This window comes from Mesorhizobium sp. WSM4822, from assembly GCF_055811155.1.
This window is the reverse complement of the sequence record NZ_JBVVQM010000001.1, coordinates 737,599-755,243: the sequence shown is the minus strand read 5'-3', so window position 1 is coordinate 755,243 and position 17,645 is coordinate 737,599. Positions and strand designations below refer to the sequence as shown.

The following is a 17,645-nucleotide window of genomic DNA, read 5'->3' as shown; positions in this document are numbered from 1 at the left end:
AACTTCGCCTGCTGCTACCCCCGCGCCGCCCAAAGCAAACCCCGCTCCACCATCAGCGCCATTTCCGGCACCGCGAACTCATCCGCAGTGTGACCAAGGGAACTGTAGAAAACCTTCCCCGCCCCATAGCGCCGTTTCCAGACGACCGGCATGACGACGCCGCCTATCCCAGGAAAATGCGCGTCGGTGAAGGTGGTGGTCGCCAGCACTTCGTTGCTCGGGTCGACATGCATGTAATACTGCTCCGACCGGTAGGCGAAATCGCTGATGCCCGATGTGATCGGCTCGTCCGGCCTGGTGATCGCGACAGTATAGTCAATGATATTGCCGGGGTGCGCCACCCATTGGCCGCCGGTCATGAACTGATAGTCGGGCTCGTTGCGGAAACTGTCGCCCATCGTGCCGTGGAAACCGCCGAGCCCGCTTCCCCCGCGAACGGCAAGCGTAAGGTTCTGCAACTCGGCCTTTTCGATCGTCGACATCGTGATGACGGGCACGATGAGATCGAAGGAAGCAAGCTCCGGATCGGCGAACATCGCGGTGCCCTCGCCGAGCGTGACGTCGAACCCGTTGCGTTCAAGCAGGTTGCGAACGATCTTCGCGCTCTGCTCCGGCGTGTGGCCCTCCCAGCCGCCCCAAGCGATCAAGGCCTTCTTTGGCATGGTGTCCCTCCCTTGGAGCACTCCGCTTCGATCTATCTGGCGTCAGCGCCAGCCCAGCGCCGGCGCGACATGGGTCAGGATCGCCTCGATGACATGCGCATTGTAGTCGACGCCGAGCTGGTTCGGAACGGTGAGCAGCAGCGTGTCGGCCTCGGCGATTGCCTCGTCCTGCGCCAATTCCTTGATCAGCACATCCGGCTCGGCCGCATAGCTGCGCCCGAAGATCGCCTTGGTGTTCTCCTCGATGAAGCCGATCTGGTCGCGGCCCTCATTGCCGCGGCCGAAATAGGCACGGTCGCGATCGTCGACCAGCGCGAAGATGCTGCGGCTGACCGAGACGCGCGGCTCGCGACTGTGACCGGCCGCTTTCCAGGCTTCGCGGTAGATGCGGATCTGCTCGGCCTGCTGGATGTGGAACGGCTTGCCGCTCTCGTCGAATTTGAGCGTCGAGCTCTGCAGGTTCATGCCGAGCTTGGCCGCCCATTCCGACGTGGCGTTGGTGGCAGCACCCCACCAGATCCGCTCGCGTAAACCCTCCGAATGCGGCTCGAGGCGCAAGAGGCCGGGCGGGTTGGGGAACATTGGACGTGGATTGGGCTGGGCGAACCCCTCGCCCCGCAGCGTCTCGAGGAAGACCTCGGCATGATGCCGCGCCATGTCGGCGTCGCTCTGGCCTTCCGGCGGCGCATAGCCGAAATGGCGCCAGCCATCGATCACCTGCTCGGGCGAGCCGCGGCTGATGCCGAGCTGCAGGCGGCCGCCGGCGATGATGTCGGCAGCACCGGCGTCCTCGGCCATGTAGAGCGGGTTCTCGTAGCGCATGTCGATGACGGCGGTGCCGATCTCGATGCGGCTGGTCTTGGCTCCGACGGCTGCCAGCAGCGGGAACGGCGAAGCGAGCTGGCGGGCGAAATGATGCACGCGGAAATAGGCCCCATCCGCCCCCAGTTGCTCGGCGGCGATCGCCAGCTCGATGGATTGCAAAAGCGCGTCCGATGCCGAGCGCACTTGCGATTGCGACGAGGGCGTCCAGTGCCCGAACGACAGGAAACCGATTTTCTTCATAGCCATGCGATATAAGGATGCGCGTCAGGCTTCAATGCAAAAGAGATTTTTCGACGCGCCCAATCCAGGCTCATGCATCGCTATTTTCAAACGCGCCGATGCCTTGCGCGATCAGGTTGGTCGCCATGACCAGTGAGACGATTGCCGCGGAATTGAAGACGACGACCCACCATTTGCCGCCGGTCAGGAAGCCATAGCCGTCGGCGACAGCCAGTCCCCAGTCGGCCGATGGCGGCTGGATGCCGAGGCCGAGAAAGCTCAGCGTCGCGATCGAAAAGAACGCGTAGCCCAGCCTTGTGACCAGCTCGATCAAGATCGTTTCCCTGATGTTGGGCAGTATCTCCAGAAACATGATGGCGAGCGGGCCCTCGCCGCCAAGCCGCGCAGCGCTGACATAGTCGCGCTCTTTCTGCTCGCGCACGGCGGCGCGGACGGTGCGCGCCACCAGCGGCGCGTAGGCGATGCCGATCACCAGGATGACCGTTACATTGGACGGGCCGATGGCCACCAGCGTCATGGTGACGAGAACGATGAACGGAAACGCCATCAGCGTATCGAGCAGCCGCGCGCCGATGGCATCGACCAGGCCGTCGAAATAGCCGAGCACCAACCCGATGATGCTGCCGGCGGCGACACCGGCCAGCGTCGCCAGCGGCGCAACCAGCAGGATGTCGCGCGATCCGACGACTATGCGGGACAGCACGTCGCGGCCGAGCTGATCGGTCCCGAACCAGTGCAGCGCGTCGGGCGGCGTCAGCATCGCCAGGAAATCCTCGGCATAGGGATCGTAGGGAACGAAGAGGTTGCCTGCTATGGCGCACACGACCCAGAACAGAAGCAGCAGCGATCCGACCACGACCGACGGCGGCAATCCGGCGAAAGCACTGCGGATCCGGCGCACTGCCGGAAAGCCGGCCACGGAGCGCGGTGGTGCGGGAAACTCCGCCAGATCTGTCATGGCGAGGTCCGGCGGCGTTGCCGCGGATCGAGCAGCGCCAGTACGAGGTCGCCGGCCGCCGCCGACAGCACGAATATTGCCGCCATCACCAGCACGCCGGCCTCGAGCACCGGGAAATCGTGTGCCTTGGCCGCATTCAGAACCAGATTGCCAAGCCCCTGGATGCCGAACAGCGCCTCGATCACCACCAGCCCGCCAAGCATGTAGCCGGTCTGCGTCGCCAGCACCGCGATGGTCGGCGTCAGCGCGTTGCGCAGCACGTGCCGAAAGATGATCTCGCGCCGCTCGAGCCCTTTCAAGACGGCGGTGCGCGTATAATCGGCGGCCATTGCCTCGATCACCCCTGCCCGCGTCATCCGGGCGATGTAGCCGGCAAGGTTCAGCACCAGCGGCAGCGCCGGCAGGATCAGATAATAGCCATGCGTCCAGAAGCCCGCGCCATCGGGCGCAACACCGGAGATCGGGAACCAGTTCAGCCACAGGCCGAAAACGATGAGCAGCATCAGGCCAGAAACGAAATCAGGCACAATGCCGAAGGAGACGCCTGCCATCACGATCAGCCGGTCGATCAAGCGGCCCGCATTGAGACCGGCAACGACGCCGGCACCAACGCCCAGCGGAATGAGAAAAATCAGAATAATGCCGGCAAGGGCGGCGGAGCGCTTGAGGCTTTCCAGCACGAAGGGCGCCACCGGCCCGCGCATCGACAGCGAGGTGCCGAAGTCACCGGTGACGGCCTTGCTGAACCAGAGCCAGTACTGGACGAGAACCGGCTGATCGGCGCCCAGCCGCTTGTTCAGTTCCGCCACCGCCTGCGCATCGGCAAAAGGCCCGAGCATCACACGGCCGACATCGCCGGGCAGGACCTGCCCGGCGAAGAACACCAGGATGCTGACCAGCCACAGCGTGAGGACAAGTGTGCCCAGACGCGCTGACAGAATGCGACCGGTCAGCATGTCGCGATCATGCCTGGACGAAGGAAACGCGGTCGAGCAGCAGATGCGAGATCGCGGTGAAGCGGACGCCCTCGACCTTCGAGCTGACGATCCGGCTGTATTGCGAGAAGTAGCTGATGATCGCCGGCGTCTCGTCGAGCAGCAAGGTCTGGATCTTGCCGGCAACGAGGCGCTGTGCCTGCAGATCGCGCGCCTTCGAGTAGTCGAGCAGCAGCGCATCATAGGCCGGGTTGTTGAAATGCGCCGCGTTCCAGGCTCCCGAACTCTTCAGCGTGGCGTTGAGGAAGATGTCGGGCGTGCCGCGATGACCGTAGTCGGTGATGCCGAGCACCGAATCCAGCCAGGGCGAGCTGCCGAAGGTGGCCGAGCCGTAATAGGCGTCCTGTGGCAGGACATTGAGCTTGACGTCGATGCCGGCCTTCTTGGCGAAGTTCTGGATGATCACCGCATAGTCGGGAATGTCATAGGCGCGTTCGGTGGTCAGCGTCACCTCGAAGCCGTTCGGCACGCCCGCCTCGCCAAGCAGGCGCTTGGCCTCGGCAATGTCCTGCTTGCGCTGCGGCACCGATGGATCGGCCGAAGGGAAGATCGGCGCGAACGGGGTGTCGTTGCCGACGATGGCACGGCCCTTCAGCAGGCCCTTGACCACCGCCTCACGGTCGATCGTAAGCGCCAGCGCGCGGCGGATGCGCTTGTCGGTGAACGGCGCCTGGTCGGTCCTGAGATGCACCTGGTCATGCGAGCTTGCCTGCACGCTCAGCAGCTTGAAATTGGGATTGCCCTCGATCGCCAGCTCCAGGCGCGTCGTGCTCGGGATGACGTCGAGCTGGCCGGCCTGCAGCGCCAGCACCTGCGCCTGCTCGTCGTCGAAAAACTTGATCTCGACCCGGTCGGGCAGCGCCTTGTCGCCCCAGTAGTCTTCATTGCGAACGAAGCTGGCGCCTTGCTTGGGACGAAAGGATTCCAGCTTGAACGGACCCGTGCCGTTGAAATTCTTCTCGAAATCGCCGGCATAGTCGGCCGGCAGGATGACGGCATTGTAGACGTCTGAGGAGACATAGAAAGGGAAGTTGCTGTTTGGGCCGTCGAGATCGAAGGCGACGGTTTCGTCGTCGACCAGCTTGGCGCCGCCGTTGGACAGGATGCCCTTGTAGGCGGACAGCGCCGACGAGCCGCTGGCCGGATCGACCAGCCGCTCGAAGCTCGCCACAACATCCCTAGCGGTGACCGCGCGGCCATCGTGGAATTTCACCCCTGGCCGCAATTTGAAGGTCCAGCGACTGGCCGTCTCGTTTGCTTCCCAGGACAGAGCCAGCTTCGGCTGCAGACCATCCTTCGGATCGTCGAGGATCAGATACTCGCCGACCTGGCTGATCACCCCGATGCTGGCCGGATCGGTGACCGAAACCGGATCGATCGCCTTGGTCGGCTGGCCGAGCCCGACGCGAACCGTGCCGCCGGCAGCAGTCGAGGCGCGCGCGCCTCCAAGCCCTTGCGAAGCGGCAAAGCCGGTCAGGCCGAGCAGTGCGGCGTATTTCAGGAGATCGCGGCGCTTGAGAAAGCCGCCCTGATATTCGTCGACGGCGACATTCCAGATGTCCCCCGACAGATTGCGAACTGCGTCGATATCTCTGAGTTTGGTCATGTTAAACCCCTGCCTTGAAATGAAGATTGAAAGCTATGCGACGGGTTCGCCGTCGAGATGGATGCGGTCGACGGCCTGCGGATAGAACGCGATGAGGCCCTTGATCTTGGGCATTTCCTCTATGGGATCCCGGTAGCTCCAGGCGATGTCAGGGCGCACCGAGCCGTCGCTCAGCAGGCCGGACCAATAGGAGGCGATGCCCTTGTAAGGACATCGCGTCGTTGTGACGGACGCCGTCAGCCGCTCCAGCCGGATGTCTTCCGCCGGCAGATAAAAACGCGTTGGCAGATGCGTCTCGAACAGCAGAACCGGGCGGTGGCTGTCGGCGATCGGCTCGCCGTCGAACCAGACCTGCACATGGCTGGAGCTCTGCAGCACATCGATGCGTGCGTAGGGATCGCGGGCGTGGACGAAGACTTCCTCTTCCTCCTCGAACCATTGGTCGACGGCTTTCCAGGTGAAGGCGATGCGGCCGGCCAGAGGCGCCAGGTTTTCATCCGGTGGCGACACGAACGCCCAGGCCGCGTTGGCGCTGCGCCTGTCACCGCTGTCGATATCCCAATAGGCGGTTTCGCCACCGACCGGGTGCGGTTCGCGATGCAGTGAGGGTCTCAGCACCGACGGGTCGACCGCTGACGGCGGGAAGAAATAGATCGGCAGGAAATGGTTGGAGCGCAGCACGAGCACGTTGCGGCTGTCGGCGATGGTGCGGCCGCCGAACTTGACGCGCACGCGCTTGGGGCTGTGCAGGACATTGACGAGCTGCGGCGCGGTGGCTTCGCGCGGCTGCAATCTTGGTGCAACGGTCATGATCGTTCTCCCGGCCTGACGTCAGGACACCGCGCGCGCATTGTCGCGTTGTTCGGCGAAGCGATTGGCTGGCCGCGCCAGGCCGAAGCGGTCGCGCAGCGTTCCCGGCGCGTATTCGGTCGGGAACACGCCGCGCCGCTGCAGCTCCGGAACCACCTGTTCGGCGAAATTCACCCAGTCCTCGGGCAGCAGCGGGAACATCAAGTTGAAGCCGTCGGCGGCACCGGAAACGAACCAGTCCTGCAACTGGTCGGCGATCTGTACCGGCGTGCCGGCGACGGTCGGCACCGAACCGCTGTTGGCGAGTTTGCGGGCGATCTCGCGCAGGCTGAGATTCTGCTTCGCCCATTGCCTGACCCGGTTGAGCGACGTGCGTCCGCCGTTGAACGTGCTCTCGTCCGGCAGCGGCGGCAATGGCCCGTCCGGCGGGAACAGCGACAGGTCCAACCCGCTCCAGCTGGACAGAAGGTCGATGCCGACCTGATCCGGCAGCAAGGTCTGCAGGTATTCCTGCTTTTCCCGGCCTTCTGCTTCGGAGGCGGCGACAACAGGCAGGATGCCGGGCAGGATCTTGAAGCTCTCCGGCCGCCTGCCGTGGCGGGCCAGCCGCTCGTTGATATCCTGACGGTATTTGATGCCATCTTCCTTGGTGCTGTAGATGGCGAAGTGCGCATCGGCCTGGGCGGTGGCGAAGTTCTTGCCGTCCTCCGAGGAGCCCGCCTGGACGATCAGCGGATGGCCCTGCGGCGGCCGCGAGACGTTGAGCGGGCCGCGGACCTTGAAGTGCTTGCCCTTGTGATCGATGGGATGGACCTTGTCGGGGTCGGCGAAATAGCCCGACGCCTTGTCGATCAGCAGCGCCTCGTCTTCCCAGCTGTCCCACAGCGCTTTGACGATATCGAGGAATTCGGCCGCACGCTCGTAGCGGAACGCATGTTCGATATTGCCGTCGCGGCCGAAATTGCGCGCCTCCTCGTCCATCGCCGAGGTGACGACGTTCCACGACGCCCTGCCCTTGCTGATGTGGTCGAGCGAGGCGAACATGCGCGCCACATTGTAGGGCTCGCTGTAGGAACTCGATGCCGTGGTGATCAGGCCGATATGCTTGGTCACGCCCGCCAGCGCCGAGAGCAGCGTCAGCGGTTCGAGGCGGGCATTGGCGTAGTGGGCGACGCCGCTCTTGACCGAATCCCAAATCGAAACGTGGTCGGCGACGAAGATGGTGTCGATCCTGGCGCGCTCGGCCGCCTGCACGAGATCGCGGTAGAATTCGAAGTCCAGCACCTCCCGCCTCGGCGCCCTGGGATGGCGCCACGACATCCGGTGATCGCCCTGCGGGTTGAAGAAGAATGCGCTGAGGATCATGTGGTCTCGAGCCATGACGGCCTCCTTCCAGATCTGCTCCGGAGACCGTCGCGCTGCTTGCCTAAGCCGCGACAATCTCTGCTGATGCGAGAAAGGTAGATTGCGCTCCGGCTTAATCCGAGTAATTTTATAGAGATAATTCACTCCGAAAGCGGAAGCGATTGCCCTCGATGGCGGCGCTGGAAGAAAGTGGTTTCAAGTCCCCATGTCCTCCTCGGTTCTGAACGTAGACCAGCTGTCCGTCGCCTATGACGGGCGCAAGGGATCGCATCCCGCCGTCAGCGGCGTGTCGCTGCACATAGGCCAAGGCGAGGCGCTCGGCCTGGTCGGCGAGTCAGGATCGGGCAAAAGCTCTGTGGCGCTCGCCATCCTGCGTTATCTGCCGAAGAACGCCCGTATCGCGGCCTCAGCGCTTGAATTCCAGGGCCGCGAAATCCGCGACCTTTCCGCCGAGCAGCTCCGCCGGCTCAGGGGAAATCAAATCGCGGCCGTCTACCAGCATCCGGGCGCGGCGCTCAATCCAAGCATGACGATCGGCCGGCAGATCACCGAGACGATCATGCGGCACCGCCCGGTTCGCCTCGACGAGGCGCGCGAGCGTGCGACCGAACTGCTCGGCCGGGTCCGCGTCAGCCATCCGGAGCGTGTGCTGGATCTCTATCCGCACGAACTCTCCGGCGGCATGCAGCAGCGCGCAAACATCGCCATCGCGATTGCGCTCGACCCGTCGCTGCTGGTGCTGGATGAGCCGACGACGGCGCTCGACGCCAGCGTCCAGTCCGAGATCATCGCCATCCTCTCCGACCTGCGCAAGGATCACAAAACCAGTATCCTGCTGATCAGCCACGACATCCACATGATCCGCCGCTCCTGCAACCGGGTGGCGGTGATGCAGGCGGGAGCCGTGGTCGAAAGCGGCGTTGCGGGCGATGTCTTCGACAACCCCTCTCACGCCTACACCAAAGCGCTCATCGCCTCGATCCCGGCGCTCAACTACACCAAGCGGGACGGAAGACTGGCGGAGACGGACGGCATGCCAGCGCACCCCACAGCCCAAGGCGAAGACGCCGGCTTGCCAAAAGAACGCCGGATCGCGATCGCCTGCAAAGGCATCAGTCATGCCTTCGGCAGCCAGTCAGTGCTGCACGGCATCGATCTCGACATCGGCCAGGGCGAAACCTTCGGGCTGATCGGCGAGTCCGGTTCCGGCAAGTCGACACTGGCAAGGATCGTCACCGGCCTGCAGACGCCCAGCGCCGGATCGGTCGAACTGTTCGGCAGGACGGTCGCGCCGCGCGTCGAGAAGAGAAACCTTGCCGAACGCCGCGACGTGCAGATGGTCTTCCAGTCGCCGGATCGCACGCTCAACCCGCGCCAGCGGATCGGCCGCATCCTCGGCCGCCCGCTGCGCCGGCTCGCCAGCCTGCGCCGCAGCGAGGTGAGAGCCCGCGTCGGCGACCTGCTGGCCTCGGTTCGCCTCGCCGGCGCCACGGCCGAGCAGAAGTCGCGCTCGCTGTCCGGCGGCCAGCGGCAACGGGCGGCGATCGCGCGCGCCTTCGCCGGCGTGCCGAAGGTCATCGTGCTCGATGAACCGACCTCGGCACTCGACGTCTCCGTCCAGGCGACCGTTCTCAACCTGCTCAACGACCTGCAGCGCGACAAGGACACGACCTATCTGTTCATCAGCCACGACCTCAGGGTGGTGCGCTACATGGCCGACAGGATCGGCGTGCTCTATCGCGGACGCCTGGTCGAAACCGGTTCATCCGACCAGATTTTCAAAGGCCCCAACCACCCCTATACGGCCCTGCTGCTGGCCGCTTCTTCCGATGAGGCCGAGCCGAAGTTATCCGCTCAAGCCGAGGTCGAGGCAGCCGGCATCCCGAACACCGGATGCGCCTTCGCCAACCGCTGCCCCCTGGTCCTGCCTGACTGCCGAAAGGCAGAACCATCAGCCATGGAGGTTGCGGCTGGCCACCGGATCGCCTGCTGGCGGCACGGCCAGGGTTCCTGAGCGGCTCAACAGCAGCCTGACGGTCCACGGCAGCACGTTTCCTTTCAGGCACAGTGCGATGTCAGAATTGGCTCTTGAAGGGTCAACTCGGACGCGCGTAACATCGCGCCATCTGAATTGAGTCTGCTTTATTAGTCCGGACTAACCTCCGGATTGGTTTGGATATTTCCCTTGAACACGCAAGCAATCGGCGGCGCGCCGGAGCGCGGCAAATCGTTTGCCCATGTGGCGGAAGCCTCCTGGGGCAAGGGCCTCAGCACCTTGCTCCGCATCGTGCGCATGACGCTGCGCCATCCCTGGCAGGTCGCCATCACCATCGTCTCGACCTTTATTGCCGCGACCTTGCAGCTTTTCATTCCCCGCCTGCTGGGCCGCGCCATCGACCAGGCGCAAGGTGTGATGGCCGCGGGTGCCGGCGCTGCCGCGGAACAGGCGCTGTGGAATACGGCGCTGACGCTGCTCGTCGTCTCGATCCTGCGCGGCCTCTTCACAATGGCGCAGAACTACTATGGCGAGGCCGTCGGCCACCGCACCGGCTATGAACTGCGCCTGGCTTTCTACGAGAATATCCAGCGCCTGAGCTTCGCCTACCACGACAGGGTCCACACCGGCGATCTCATCACGCTCGGCCTGCTCGATCTCGACGGCGTGCGCATGTTCTTTTCCACCGGCATTTTGCGCGTGGTGCTGCTCGGCGTGCTGATCGGCGTCGGCGCCTATCTCCTGGTCAGCACCGATCCCGTGCTCGGGTTGCTCAGTCTGAGCTTCGTGCCGTTCGTCGCCTGGCGGTCCTCGGTCACCCAGCTCAAACTGCGCAGCACCTGGCTGACGTTGCAGGAGCGCCTCTCGGTGCTGAGCCGGGTGATGGATGAGAACCTCGGCGGTATCCGTGTCGTGCGCGCTTTCGCAGCGCAGCGGCATGAGCTGGAAAAATTCGATCGCGCCAAGCGCGATGCACTGGACCTCGCCAATCAGCGCGTCGACATCCGCGTCGCCAACACCAGCGCCATGAATTTCTCGTTCCTGGCTGCCATGGGGCTGGTCCTGTGGTTCGGCGGTCAGAAGGTGATCGCAGGCCAGATCAGCGTCGGCACGCTGGCGCAGTTCCTCACCTTCATGACCATCCTGCAGATGCCGGTGCGCCAGCTCGGGCTGATGGTCAATTCCTTCGCCCGCGCCTCGACCTGCGGCACCCGCCTGTTCGAACTGCTCGACGCCGAACTCGACATCGAGGACGCACCCGGCGCCAGGGATCTCGTCGTCAGCGACGGCGTGCTGCGCTTCGACAATGTCGGCTTTCGCTATGAGGGCGCGGGCGGCCGGTCGACACTGTCCGGCATCTCCTTCGAGGCCCGGTCCGGCGAGACCATCGGCATTGTCGGCCCACCGGGCGGCGGCAAGTCGACCATCGCGCATCTGATCCCGCGTTTCTACGACGTCACTTCGGGTTCGATCACCATCGACGGCCAGGACATTCGTGAGGTGACGCTGAAATCGCTGCGCAAGGCGGTCGGCGTCGTGCAGCAGGATGCGTTCCTGTTCACCACCTCGATCGAGAACAACATCGCCTATGGCAATCCCTGGGCGCGCGAGACCCGCATCGGGCAGGCAGCCGAGTACGCCCAGCTGCACAATTACATCATGGGCCTCCCGGCCGGTTACACCACGGTCGTCGGCGAGCGCGGCGCGTCGCTTTCCGGTGGCCAGCGGCAGCGCCTGACCATTGCGCGGAGCCTGATGCTGCGGCCATCGGTGCTGGTCTTCGACGATTCGACCGCGGCAATAGATGCCGGTACCGAACAGCGCATCCGGGCGGCGATGAAGCGCTTCGCCAGGGACCGCGTCACGCTCATCATCTCGCACCGGCTGAGCTCGCTGATGCATGCCGACCAGATCCTGTTCGTCGAGGGTGGCCGTATCGTCGAGCGCGGCACGCATGAGGAATTGCTGGCGCTCAGTGGGCGCTATCGCGCGCTGTATGATTTGCAGCTGCGGCCGGACGACGACCGGCCTGTCGTGGCGGGAGCCGCATGATGTCGACACAGGCCGACGACGACAAAGAAGATACCAGCCGCCGGCCGACAAGGGCTGTCGTGGGCTCGCATCGCGAAGAGGAAGAAGTCTTCGGCAAGGCCTACGACCCGCGCATCGTCAGGCGCATCTGGAGCTTCGTGAGACCGTATCAGAGCCGGATCTTCATCTCGGTCGCCGCGGTGCTGGTGTTCACGCTGACGCAATTGGCGATCCCGCTGGTCATCCGCTACGCCATCGACCACGGCATGACGGCAGGCAAGCTCGACCAGTCGGTGATGATCGCCGCGATCGGCGCTTTCGCCGTCATCATCCTGATCAACTACGCCGCCAGCTATGTGCAGGAAAGCGTCGTCGGCAAGGTGGCCGAGAATGTGCTGTCCGATCTGCGCCGCGCCATGTTCAGCCACCTGCAGCGGGTCTCGTTGAGCTTCATGGACAAGACCGAGGTCGGGCGGCTGATGTCGCGCCTGCAGGGCGACGTCAATTCGATGCAGGAATTCCTCGAAACGTCGGTCATGTCGGTGGGCGACATCGTGCTGCTGTTCGGCATCGTCAGCGTGCTTTTGTGGCTGGATTTCCGGCTCGGCCTGCTGACGCTGTCGACCATGCCGGTGCTGTTCATCGTGCGCCTGTTCTGGCTGCCGCGCGCCAAGGTCGCCTTCATGGCCGCGCACGAAACCAACTCGATCGCCAATGGCGCGCTGGCCGAAGGCATCCATGGCGTGCGCACCGTGCAGAGCCTGGAGCGCCAGCACGTCAATTTCGACCTCTATGACGAGAAGGTGCTGGCCAATCTCAATGCCCATCTGACCTCGGCGAAATACGCGCAGGTGATGGTGCCGATCGTCGATACGCTGACCGGCATCGCCATGGCGACCGTCATCGTCGTCGGCGGTTCGATGGTGCTGTCGCACAGCCTCGACATCGGCGTCATGGTGGCGTTCCTGTTCTACATCCAGCGCTTCTTCGACCCGATCCGCTCGCTGACCATGCAATACAGCGTCATGCAGCGCGCCATGGCTTCGGGCCAGCGCATCTCCGAAGTGCTCGACGTGCCGGTCGACGTCAGCGACAGGCAAGGCGCGGTGACGCTGTCGCGCGACATGGACGGCTCGGTCGAGTTCAGGAACGTCACCTTCGGCTATAGGCCGAACCAGCCGGTGCTGAAGAACATCTCCTTTCGCGTCAATCCGGGCGAGACCGTGGCCCTTGTCGGCCCTACCGGATCGGGCAAGTCCAGCTCTATGGCGCTGGTGCACCGCTTTTACGATGTCTGGTCGGGCGAGGTTCTGGTCGGCGGCCATGATGTGCGTGACCTGACCCAGGATTCGCTCGGCGATCAGGTGGCGATGGTGCTGCAGGAGCCGTTCCTGTTCTCCGGCTCGGTGCTGGAAAACATCCGCTACCACAAGACATCAGCCAGCCGCGAGGAGGTGGTGCGCGCCGCACAAGCCGTCGGCGCGCACGATTTCATCGAGAACCTGCCCGATGGCTACGATACCGAACTCGAGCAGCGCGGCGGCAATCTCTCGCTCGGCCAGCGCCAGCTGATCAGCTTTGCGCGTGCACTGGTGGCCGACGCCAAGATCCTGGTGCTCGACGAAGCCACAGCCAGCATCGATTCCTACACCGAGATGCTGATCCAGAAGGCGCTGATCACCCTGCTGGAAGGCCGCACCGGGCTGGTCATCGCCCACCGTCTTGCCACCATCCGCGGCGCCGACCGCATCATCGTGCTGCAGAACGGCGAGATTGTCGAAAGCGGTAACCACGAACAGCTAATGGCAAGAAAAGGCCTCTACGCCCGCCTCTACAACATGAATTACGCCTCCTTCGACGACATTTCCGAAGGCGAGCTGGAGTTGGATGCGGCGGTCGGCAAAGCGACGTGATTGGGCCTACTGATGACCACAGGCGCCTACGCCATTTCGGGGCGTTTTGAACCTTCGCGGATGGCCTTGTGCACGCCGCGCTGCAGATCCATGAATGCAGGGCTTTCCATCACCTCTTCGCGGCGCGGGCGCTCGATATGGACGTTGAAGGTCTGCGTGATGCGTCCCGGGCCGATCCCCATGACGACGATGCGGTCCGACAGATAGACGGCCTCCTCCACATCATGAGTGACAAACAGGACGGTCAACCTGTGTTCCTCCCAGATCTGGGTGAGCAGTTCCTGCATCTGATGCCGGGTCAAGGCATCGAGCGCGCCGAAGGGCTCGTCCATCAACAGCATCTTGGGCCGGTAGGAAAGCGCGCGCGCAATGGCGACGCGCTGTTTCATGCCGCCCGAGAGTTCGGCCGGATAGCGGTCGGCGCTGTCGGACAGCTTGACGAGTTCGAGATGTTCCAGCGCGATCCTGCGGCAGGTCGGGCGATCGTAACCGGCGGCCTTAAGGGCAAATTCGATGTTCTGCCGCGCCGTCAGCCAGGGAAGCAGCGTGTAGGACTGGAAGACGACGCCACGGTCGAGACCCGGCTGCAGGATCGGCGCGCCATCGATACTGAGATCGCCGGCGTCGAAGTCCTGCAGTCCGGCCACGATCGACAGCAGCGTGCTCTTGCCGCAGCCCGACGTGCCGACCAGGGAGACAAACTCGTTGTCGGCAAGATCGAGATTGATGTCGCGCAGCACTTCCGTGCGCCGCTCGCCGGTGCCGAAGCTCTTGTGGAGACCGGCGATCCGCAATTTGGGGGGGCTCATCGGCTGGACCTCATTGCGAGCGGCCCTCTTGCTTGAACAGCACCTTTTCCAGCGCCTTCATCACCTGGTCGGTGATGAGGCCGAGCAGGCCGAGCAGCAGGATGTAGCCGATGATCGTGTTTGTCTGGAAATAGCGCTGCGACACGGTGATGCGATAGCCGAGCCCCGAAGTCGCGGCGACAAGTTCGGCCAGCACCAGCCAGGTCCATGCCCAGCCGAGGCTGATGCGCAGCGTATCCCAGATGCCCGGCAAGGCGCTGGGAACGACGATGCGCGTCAGGATCTTGCGATCCGGCAAGCCGAGTGTACGCCCAAGGCCAATGAAATCGGCTGGAACCCGTTTCACATTGTCCATGATCATCAGCACCTGCTGGAAGAAGGTGCCGATGAAGATGATCAGGAATTTCTGCGAATCGCCGGTGCCCGCCCACAGGATGGAGAGCGGCACGAAAGCGACGACCGGCATGTAGCGGATGAAATCCACCAGCGGCTCGATGGCCGCTTCCCAGGAACGGAAACTGCCGATCAGCACGCCGATCGGTATCGACAGGGCCGAGGCGATGAGGAAGCCGATGGAGATACGGTACATCGAGGCTTTGAGGTCCAGCCACAACGTGCCGTCGGCGGCGAGCTTGGCGATCTGCATAGCTACGCTGCCCGGCGACGGCAGGAAGATCGGCTTTACCAACCCCAGTCCGGTCGCCGCCCACCAGGCAAGGCCGAGCCCGACGAACACGGCCACCGCGACGATCAGGAAGCGCGACCTGGCGATGGGCACGCCGATCCCGGAGGATCGGCGGCGCCTCGCCTGTTTCGCGATCGGTCCTGCCGCCGGTCGCTCCCCGGGCATCTGTGTCACCACCGCGATCCGGCCTTGGTCATTCCGCCGCCTTGACGAAGGCCGGGTCGATCATCTGCTCCGGCGTCACATCGGCCTGCAGCAGCTTGGCGTTCTTGGCGGCGGCCTCGACATCGGTGAAGGTCTTGGTGGTGAAATCGCCTGTCAGCGCCGTCTTGTTTTCGGCGAGTGAGTAGTAGCGTACGCCGTCAAAGGCGGTGTTGAGGTCCTTGACGTCCGAACCGACGGCCTTGGCGATGATGGCGCGTCCACCGGGCGTGTCGGCATTGTAGTCCTTGAGCGCCGCGTCCCAGCTCTTGATCATGGCCAGCACCTGGCCGGGCCGCGACTTGATCACCTCGTCACGCACCACCAGCACGTCGCTGATCAGGCCGGGATCCTCGCCGGCGGTGAACAGCAACTTGAGGTCCTTGTTCTGCGCCATGGCGACGGTGAGGTACGGTTCATAGGTCACCGCGACCGGCACCTGGCCGGCGATCAAGGCGCTGCCGGCATCGGACGCCGGCATCGGAACCGGCTTGACATCGTCGATCGACATGCCGTTCCTGGCGAGCGCGTATTTGAGCAGAATGTCGCTCGTCGTGCCTTCCTCGAAGGCCACCTGCTTGCCCTTGAGGTCCGCGATGGAGGTGACGTCCTTGCCGGCGATGATGGCGTCGGCGGTCATGGAGACGTCGAGCAACAGCACGATCTTCACCGGCAGGCCGGCCGCAACCATGCCCATCGCCGTGTGGGTCGCGATGTTGGCGGCGTCGAGCTGGCCGCTTGCAAGTGCTGCGTTGATGTCCTTGTCCTCGGCGAAATTGACGATCTGGACGTCGCTCAGCCCGTTCGTCTTGAACAGGCCCTTGGCCTCGGCGACATGCCATTGGCCATAGCCGAGCCAGGGCTCGATGCCGATCTTGAACGCTCCTGCCTCGGGCGTGGTGGGAATGGCCGCATCGGCTGCGTAGGCTGCCGGGGCGGCGGCCAGCCCGATGGCGGCGGCCATCACGAGCGCGCGAAATTGTCCTGTTAGGTTACGCATCATCTTTATTCCCCTTGATGATCAGACCGCTTTTTCTAACCCAGGCAGCCGGTCTGGTGAGACTGCGGGTTTCTGCTCTTGCGGCACTGTGCCTCGGCATCTTACCTGCCACTTCATGGTGAAGTGCGAGGATATTTCAGCGTCAGCGGGAGCGGATGTCAAGGCTAAAATACATACATGCATATACAAGTTAGAAAGACTCAATTTTCACGCTTTTCCGGATCGATCCGGTCTAGGAAATCGGTCACCCGATCGGCTCCGGCAACGGGTTCGCTGCCGACCATGACCGCGACTGAGAAGGCAATGAGGGAGGAGACCCGCGTGTGGCTGCGCGCGCCGGCCCGCAGGTTCATGACCAGCGTCGGCGACAGGAAAAGACCGGCCCGCAGCACCGCGCGCCAATCGGCCGGCAGCATGCCGCGCCGTTTGAGCTCCAGCAGCAATGGCCGCCACAGCGCGGTCGCCTTGACCTCCAGCAGGTCGCGGCGGACGGGGCTCAGGTCCCAGTCCGTGTCGACATGGAGCAGATTTCCGTCCAGCCGCGCCTGGGCGCGAAAAGCCTCTGTCGCGGTCGCCGGATCATAGAGCCAGAACGGATGGGCAAAGATGTTGTGGAACGTCGCCTTCACCTCCGCCAGCAGCGTCGGGATATGCGAGCCGGCAAAGGCGGGATCGAAGAAGGACAGTTCCGCCCTCCCCGCCTTAGCCGTGTACCAGACATTGGCGTTGTGGGCGTCGCCATGCGCGACCACGCCGCCGGCATCGGCAAGCCGGTCGGGCCGCAAGCGCACCGCGGCGGCATCGAAAAGCTCACCGACGCTGTGGGTGTACTGCTGGCCGTTGATGACGAATTTCAGCCGGGAAAACCGATCCCAATCCAGCTCGGCACCGGGAAAGACGAACGGCTTGCCGACATAGAAATCGGCCAGCCGGCCGCCTGGCGACAAGCGTGTGTTTGCATCGATCAGCCGCTCATGAAACAGCCTGTGGATCGGCTCCGCCGAGACCTCCGCGACAGTCACCGGATGCAGCGTCTCGAGATAGACCTTGAGCAGCCTGGCCGACAGGTCGCGCTCGGCAAGAACGGCTTCTTGCCGCTTGCCGGCATCGTCCTGCGCATCTAGCGCGAACAGCACATCCGAAAATCTCGGATCCGTGCGGCGGCGGTAGACAAGGATCTGCTCGCCGGGCTGCGCCGACATGTGTATGGGTTGGTCGACCGGCAGGCCGGCGCGCGACAGAATCTCGGCGCGGTAATACTCGCCCGTCATCGCCTCCTCCCGCTCCTCCTGATGGAACTTGAAGAAGTAGGCCTTGCCGTCGTCTTCGAAGAAGCCGTTCAGGGAATTGAGGCTGTATTTGTCGAAGTTGATGCGCACATTGCGGGGACTCATCGCGAACAGGTCGCCCAGCAATGCCGCCAGCGCGCTTTGTGCTTCGGCAACATCATGCTGCGCGAGTGCCCGGATCTGCGCCGTGCGACTCGGTGTCTGCGTCATCTGTTGTCCTTCTTGGCCCGTCCATTCGAGAGCGAAAGTGTTCTCGTCAG

The 17,645-nt window shown here is 63.8% G+C and carries 14 protein-coding genes; 3 read left to right on the top strand and 11 right to left on the bottom strand.

The genetic code is table 11. The annotated features are described in order from the left end of the window. Positions 1–14: 14 nt before the first annotated feature. The 7 genes from AC0L3E_RS03715 to AC0L3E_RS03685 form a co-directional block, all read right to left on the bottom strand. Positions 15–662: a ThuA domain-containing protein gene (locus AC0L3E_RS03715; protein WP_128362786.1), complete on the bottom strand. Its 648-nt coding sequence runs from the start codon at positions 660–662 to the stop codon at positions 15–17. Positions 663–704: 42 nt separating this feature from the next. Continuing rightward, positions 705–1,727, bottom strand: a complete 1,023-nt coding sequence (locus AC0L3E_RS03710; RefSeq protein ID WP_189367394.1) for an LLM class flavin-dependent oxidoreductase — start codon at positions 1,725–1,727, stop codon at positions 705–707. 70 nt (positions 1,728–1,797) lie between these two features. Continuing rightward, a complete protein-coding gene (locus AC0L3E_RS03705; protein ID WP_127269149.1) occupies positions 1,798–2,685 on the bottom strand; it encodes an ABC transporter permease in 888 nt (295 codons plus the stop codon). Continuing rightward, complete coding sequence (locus AC0L3E_RS03700; RefSeq protein WP_473604235.1) at positions 2,682–3,641, bottom strand: ABC transporter permease; 960 nt, start codon at positions 3,639–3,641, stop codon at positions 2,682–2,684. Before AC0L3E_RS03700 ends, AC0L3E_RS03705 begins: the two co-directional genes overlap by 4 nt. 7 nt (positions 3,642–3,648) lie before the next feature. Then, the gene (locus AC0L3E_RS03695; RefSeq protein WP_473604234.1) at positions 3,649–5,286 is read right to left on the bottom strand and encodes an ABC transporter substrate-binding protein; all 1,638 of its coding nucleotides are present in this window, start codon (positions 5,284–5,286) and stop codon (positions 3,649–3,651) included. Between the two features lie 33 nt (positions 5,287–5,319). Then, positions 5,320–6,096, bottom strand: a complete 777-nt coding sequence (locus AC0L3E_RS03690) for a DUF427 domain-containing protein (RefSeq protein WP_127320795.1) — start codon at positions 6,094–6,096, stop codon at positions 5,320–5,322. Positions 6,097–6,117: 21 nt separating this feature from the next. Beyond that, positions 6,118–7,476, bottom strand: a complete 1,359-nt coding sequence (locus AC0L3E_RS03685; protein WP_128309317.1) for an LLM class flavin-dependent oxidoreductase — start codon at positions 7,474–7,476, stop codon at positions 6,118–6,120. A gap of 190 nt (positions 7,477–7,666) precedes the next feature. Between AC0L3E_RS03685 and AC0L3E_RS03680 the strand changes: the two genes are divergently transcribed. The 3 genes from AC0L3E_RS03680 (at position 7,667) to AC0L3E_RS03670 (ending at position 13,401) form a co-directional block, all read left to right on the top strand. Continuing rightward, positions 7,667–9,475 carry a dipeptide ABC transporter ATP-binding protein gene (locus AC0L3E_RS03680; RefSeq protein ID WP_473604233.1) on the top strand — a complete coding sequence of 603 codons (1,809 nt, stop codon included), beginning with the start codon at positions 7,667–7,669 and terminating at the stop codon, positions 9,473–9,475. Positions 9,476–9,646: 171 nt separating this feature from the next. Continuing rightward, the gene (locus AC0L3E_RS03675; protein ID WP_473604232.1) at positions 9,647–11,509 is read left to right on the top strand and encodes an ABC transporter ATP-binding protein; all 1,863 of its coding nucleotides are present in this window, start codon (positions 9,647–9,649) and stop codon (positions 11,507–11,509) included. Beyond that, the gene (locus AC0L3E_RS03670; RefSeq protein WP_473604231.1) at positions 11,509–13,401 is read left to right on the top strand and encodes an ABC transporter ATP-binding protein; all 1,893 of its coding nucleotides are present in this window, start codon (positions 11,509–11,511) and stop codon (positions 13,399–13,401) included. Before AC0L3E_RS03675 ends, AC0L3E_RS03670 begins: the two co-directional genes overlap by 1 nt. A gap of 26 nt (positions 13,402–13,427) precedes the next feature. On the opposite strand, the gene AC0L3E_RS03665 is transcribed toward AC0L3E_RS03670, so the two are convergent. From AC0L3E_RS03665 to AC0L3E_RS03650, 4 genes are all read right to left on the bottom strand, one after another. Next, positions 13,428–14,210, bottom strand: coding sequence for an ABC transporter ATP-binding protein (locus tag AC0L3E_RS03665; protein ID WP_128309989.1), 783 nt, complete (start codon positions 14,208–14,210; stop codon positions 13,428–13,430). A 10-nt stretch (positions 14,211–14,220) separates the two neighbouring features. Continuing rightward, positions 14,221–15,060 carry an ABC transporter permease gene (locus tag AC0L3E_RS03660; protein ID WP_473604373.1) on the bottom strand — a complete coding sequence of 280 codons (840 nt, stop codon included), beginning with the start codon at positions 15,058–15,060 and terminating at the stop codon, positions 14,221–14,223. 28 nt (positions 15,061–15,088) lie between these two features. Continuing rightward, complete coding sequence (locus AC0L3E_RS03655) at positions 15,089–16,096, bottom strand: ABC transporter substrate-binding protein (protein ID WP_473604372.1); 1,008 nt, start codon at positions 16,094–16,096, stop codon at positions 15,089–15,091. Between the two features lie 200 nt (positions 16,097–16,296). After that, on the bottom strand, positions 16,297–17,595 hold the full coding sequence (locus AC0L3E_RS03650; RefSeq protein ID WP_473604230.1) for a hypothetical protein: 1,299 nt from the start codon (positions 17,593–17,595) through the stop codon (positions 16,297–16,299). Between the last annotated feature and the right edge of the window lie 50 nt (positions 17,596–17,645).

Excerpts from the sequence above, each read along its gene's own strand:
- AC0L3E_RS03655 (WP_473604372.1), bottom strand. The coding sequence starts at position 16,096 with ATGCGTAACCTAACAGGACAATTTCGCGCGCTCGTGATGGCCGCCGCC.
- AC0L3E_RS03660 (WP_473604373.1), bottom strand. The coding sequence starts at position 15,060 with ATGCCCGGGGAGCGACCGGCGGCAGGACCGATCGCGAAACAGGCGAGG.
- AC0L3E_RS03665 (WP_128309989.1), bottom strand. The coding sequence starts at position 14,210 with ATGAGCCCCCCCAAATTGCGGATCGCCGGTCTCCACAAGAGCTTCGGC.
- AC0L3E_RS03710 (WP_189367394.1), bottom strand. The coding sequence starts at position 1,727 with ATGAAGAAAATCGGTTTCCTGTCGTTCGGGCACTGGACGCCCTCGTCG.
- AC0L3E_RS03685 (WP_128309317.1), bottom strand. The coding sequence starts at position 7,476 with ATGGCTCGAGACCACATGATCCTCAGCGCATTCTTCTTCAACCCGCAG.
- AC0L3E_RS03705 (WP_127269149.1), bottom strand. The coding sequence starts at position 2,685 with ATGACAGATCTGGCGGAGTTTCCCGCACCACCGCGCTCCGTGGCCGGC.
- AC0L3E_RS03700 (WP_473604235.1), bottom strand. The coding sequence starts at position 3,641 with ATGCTGACCGGTCGCATTCTGTCAGCGCGTCTGGGCACACTTGTCCTC.
- AC0L3E_RS03650 (WP_473604230.1), bottom strand. The coding sequence starts at position 17,595 with ATGACGCAGACACCGAGTCGCACGGCGCAGATCCGGGCACTCGCGCAG.
- AC0L3E_RS03690 (WP_127320795.1), bottom strand. The coding sequence starts at position 6,096 with ATGACCGTTGCACCAAGATTGCAGCCGCGCGAAGCCACCGCGCCGCAG.
- AC0L3E_RS03695 (WP_473604234.1), bottom strand. The coding sequence starts at position 5,286 with ATGACCAAACTCAGAGATATCGACGCAGTTCGCAATCTGTCGGGGGAC.
- AC0L3E_RS03715 (WP_128362786.1), bottom strand. The coding sequence starts at position 662 with ATGCCAAAGAAGGCCTTGATCGCTTGGGGCGGCTGGGAGGGCCACACG.
- AC0L3E_RS03670 (WP_473604231.1), top strand. The coding sequence starts at position 11,509 with ATGTCGACACAGGCCGACGACGACAAAGAAGATACCAGCCGCCGGCCG.
- AC0L3E_RS03680 (WP_473604233.1), top strand. The coding sequence starts at position 7,667 with ATGTCCTCCTCGGTTCTGAACGTAGACCAGCTGTCCGTCGCCTATGAC.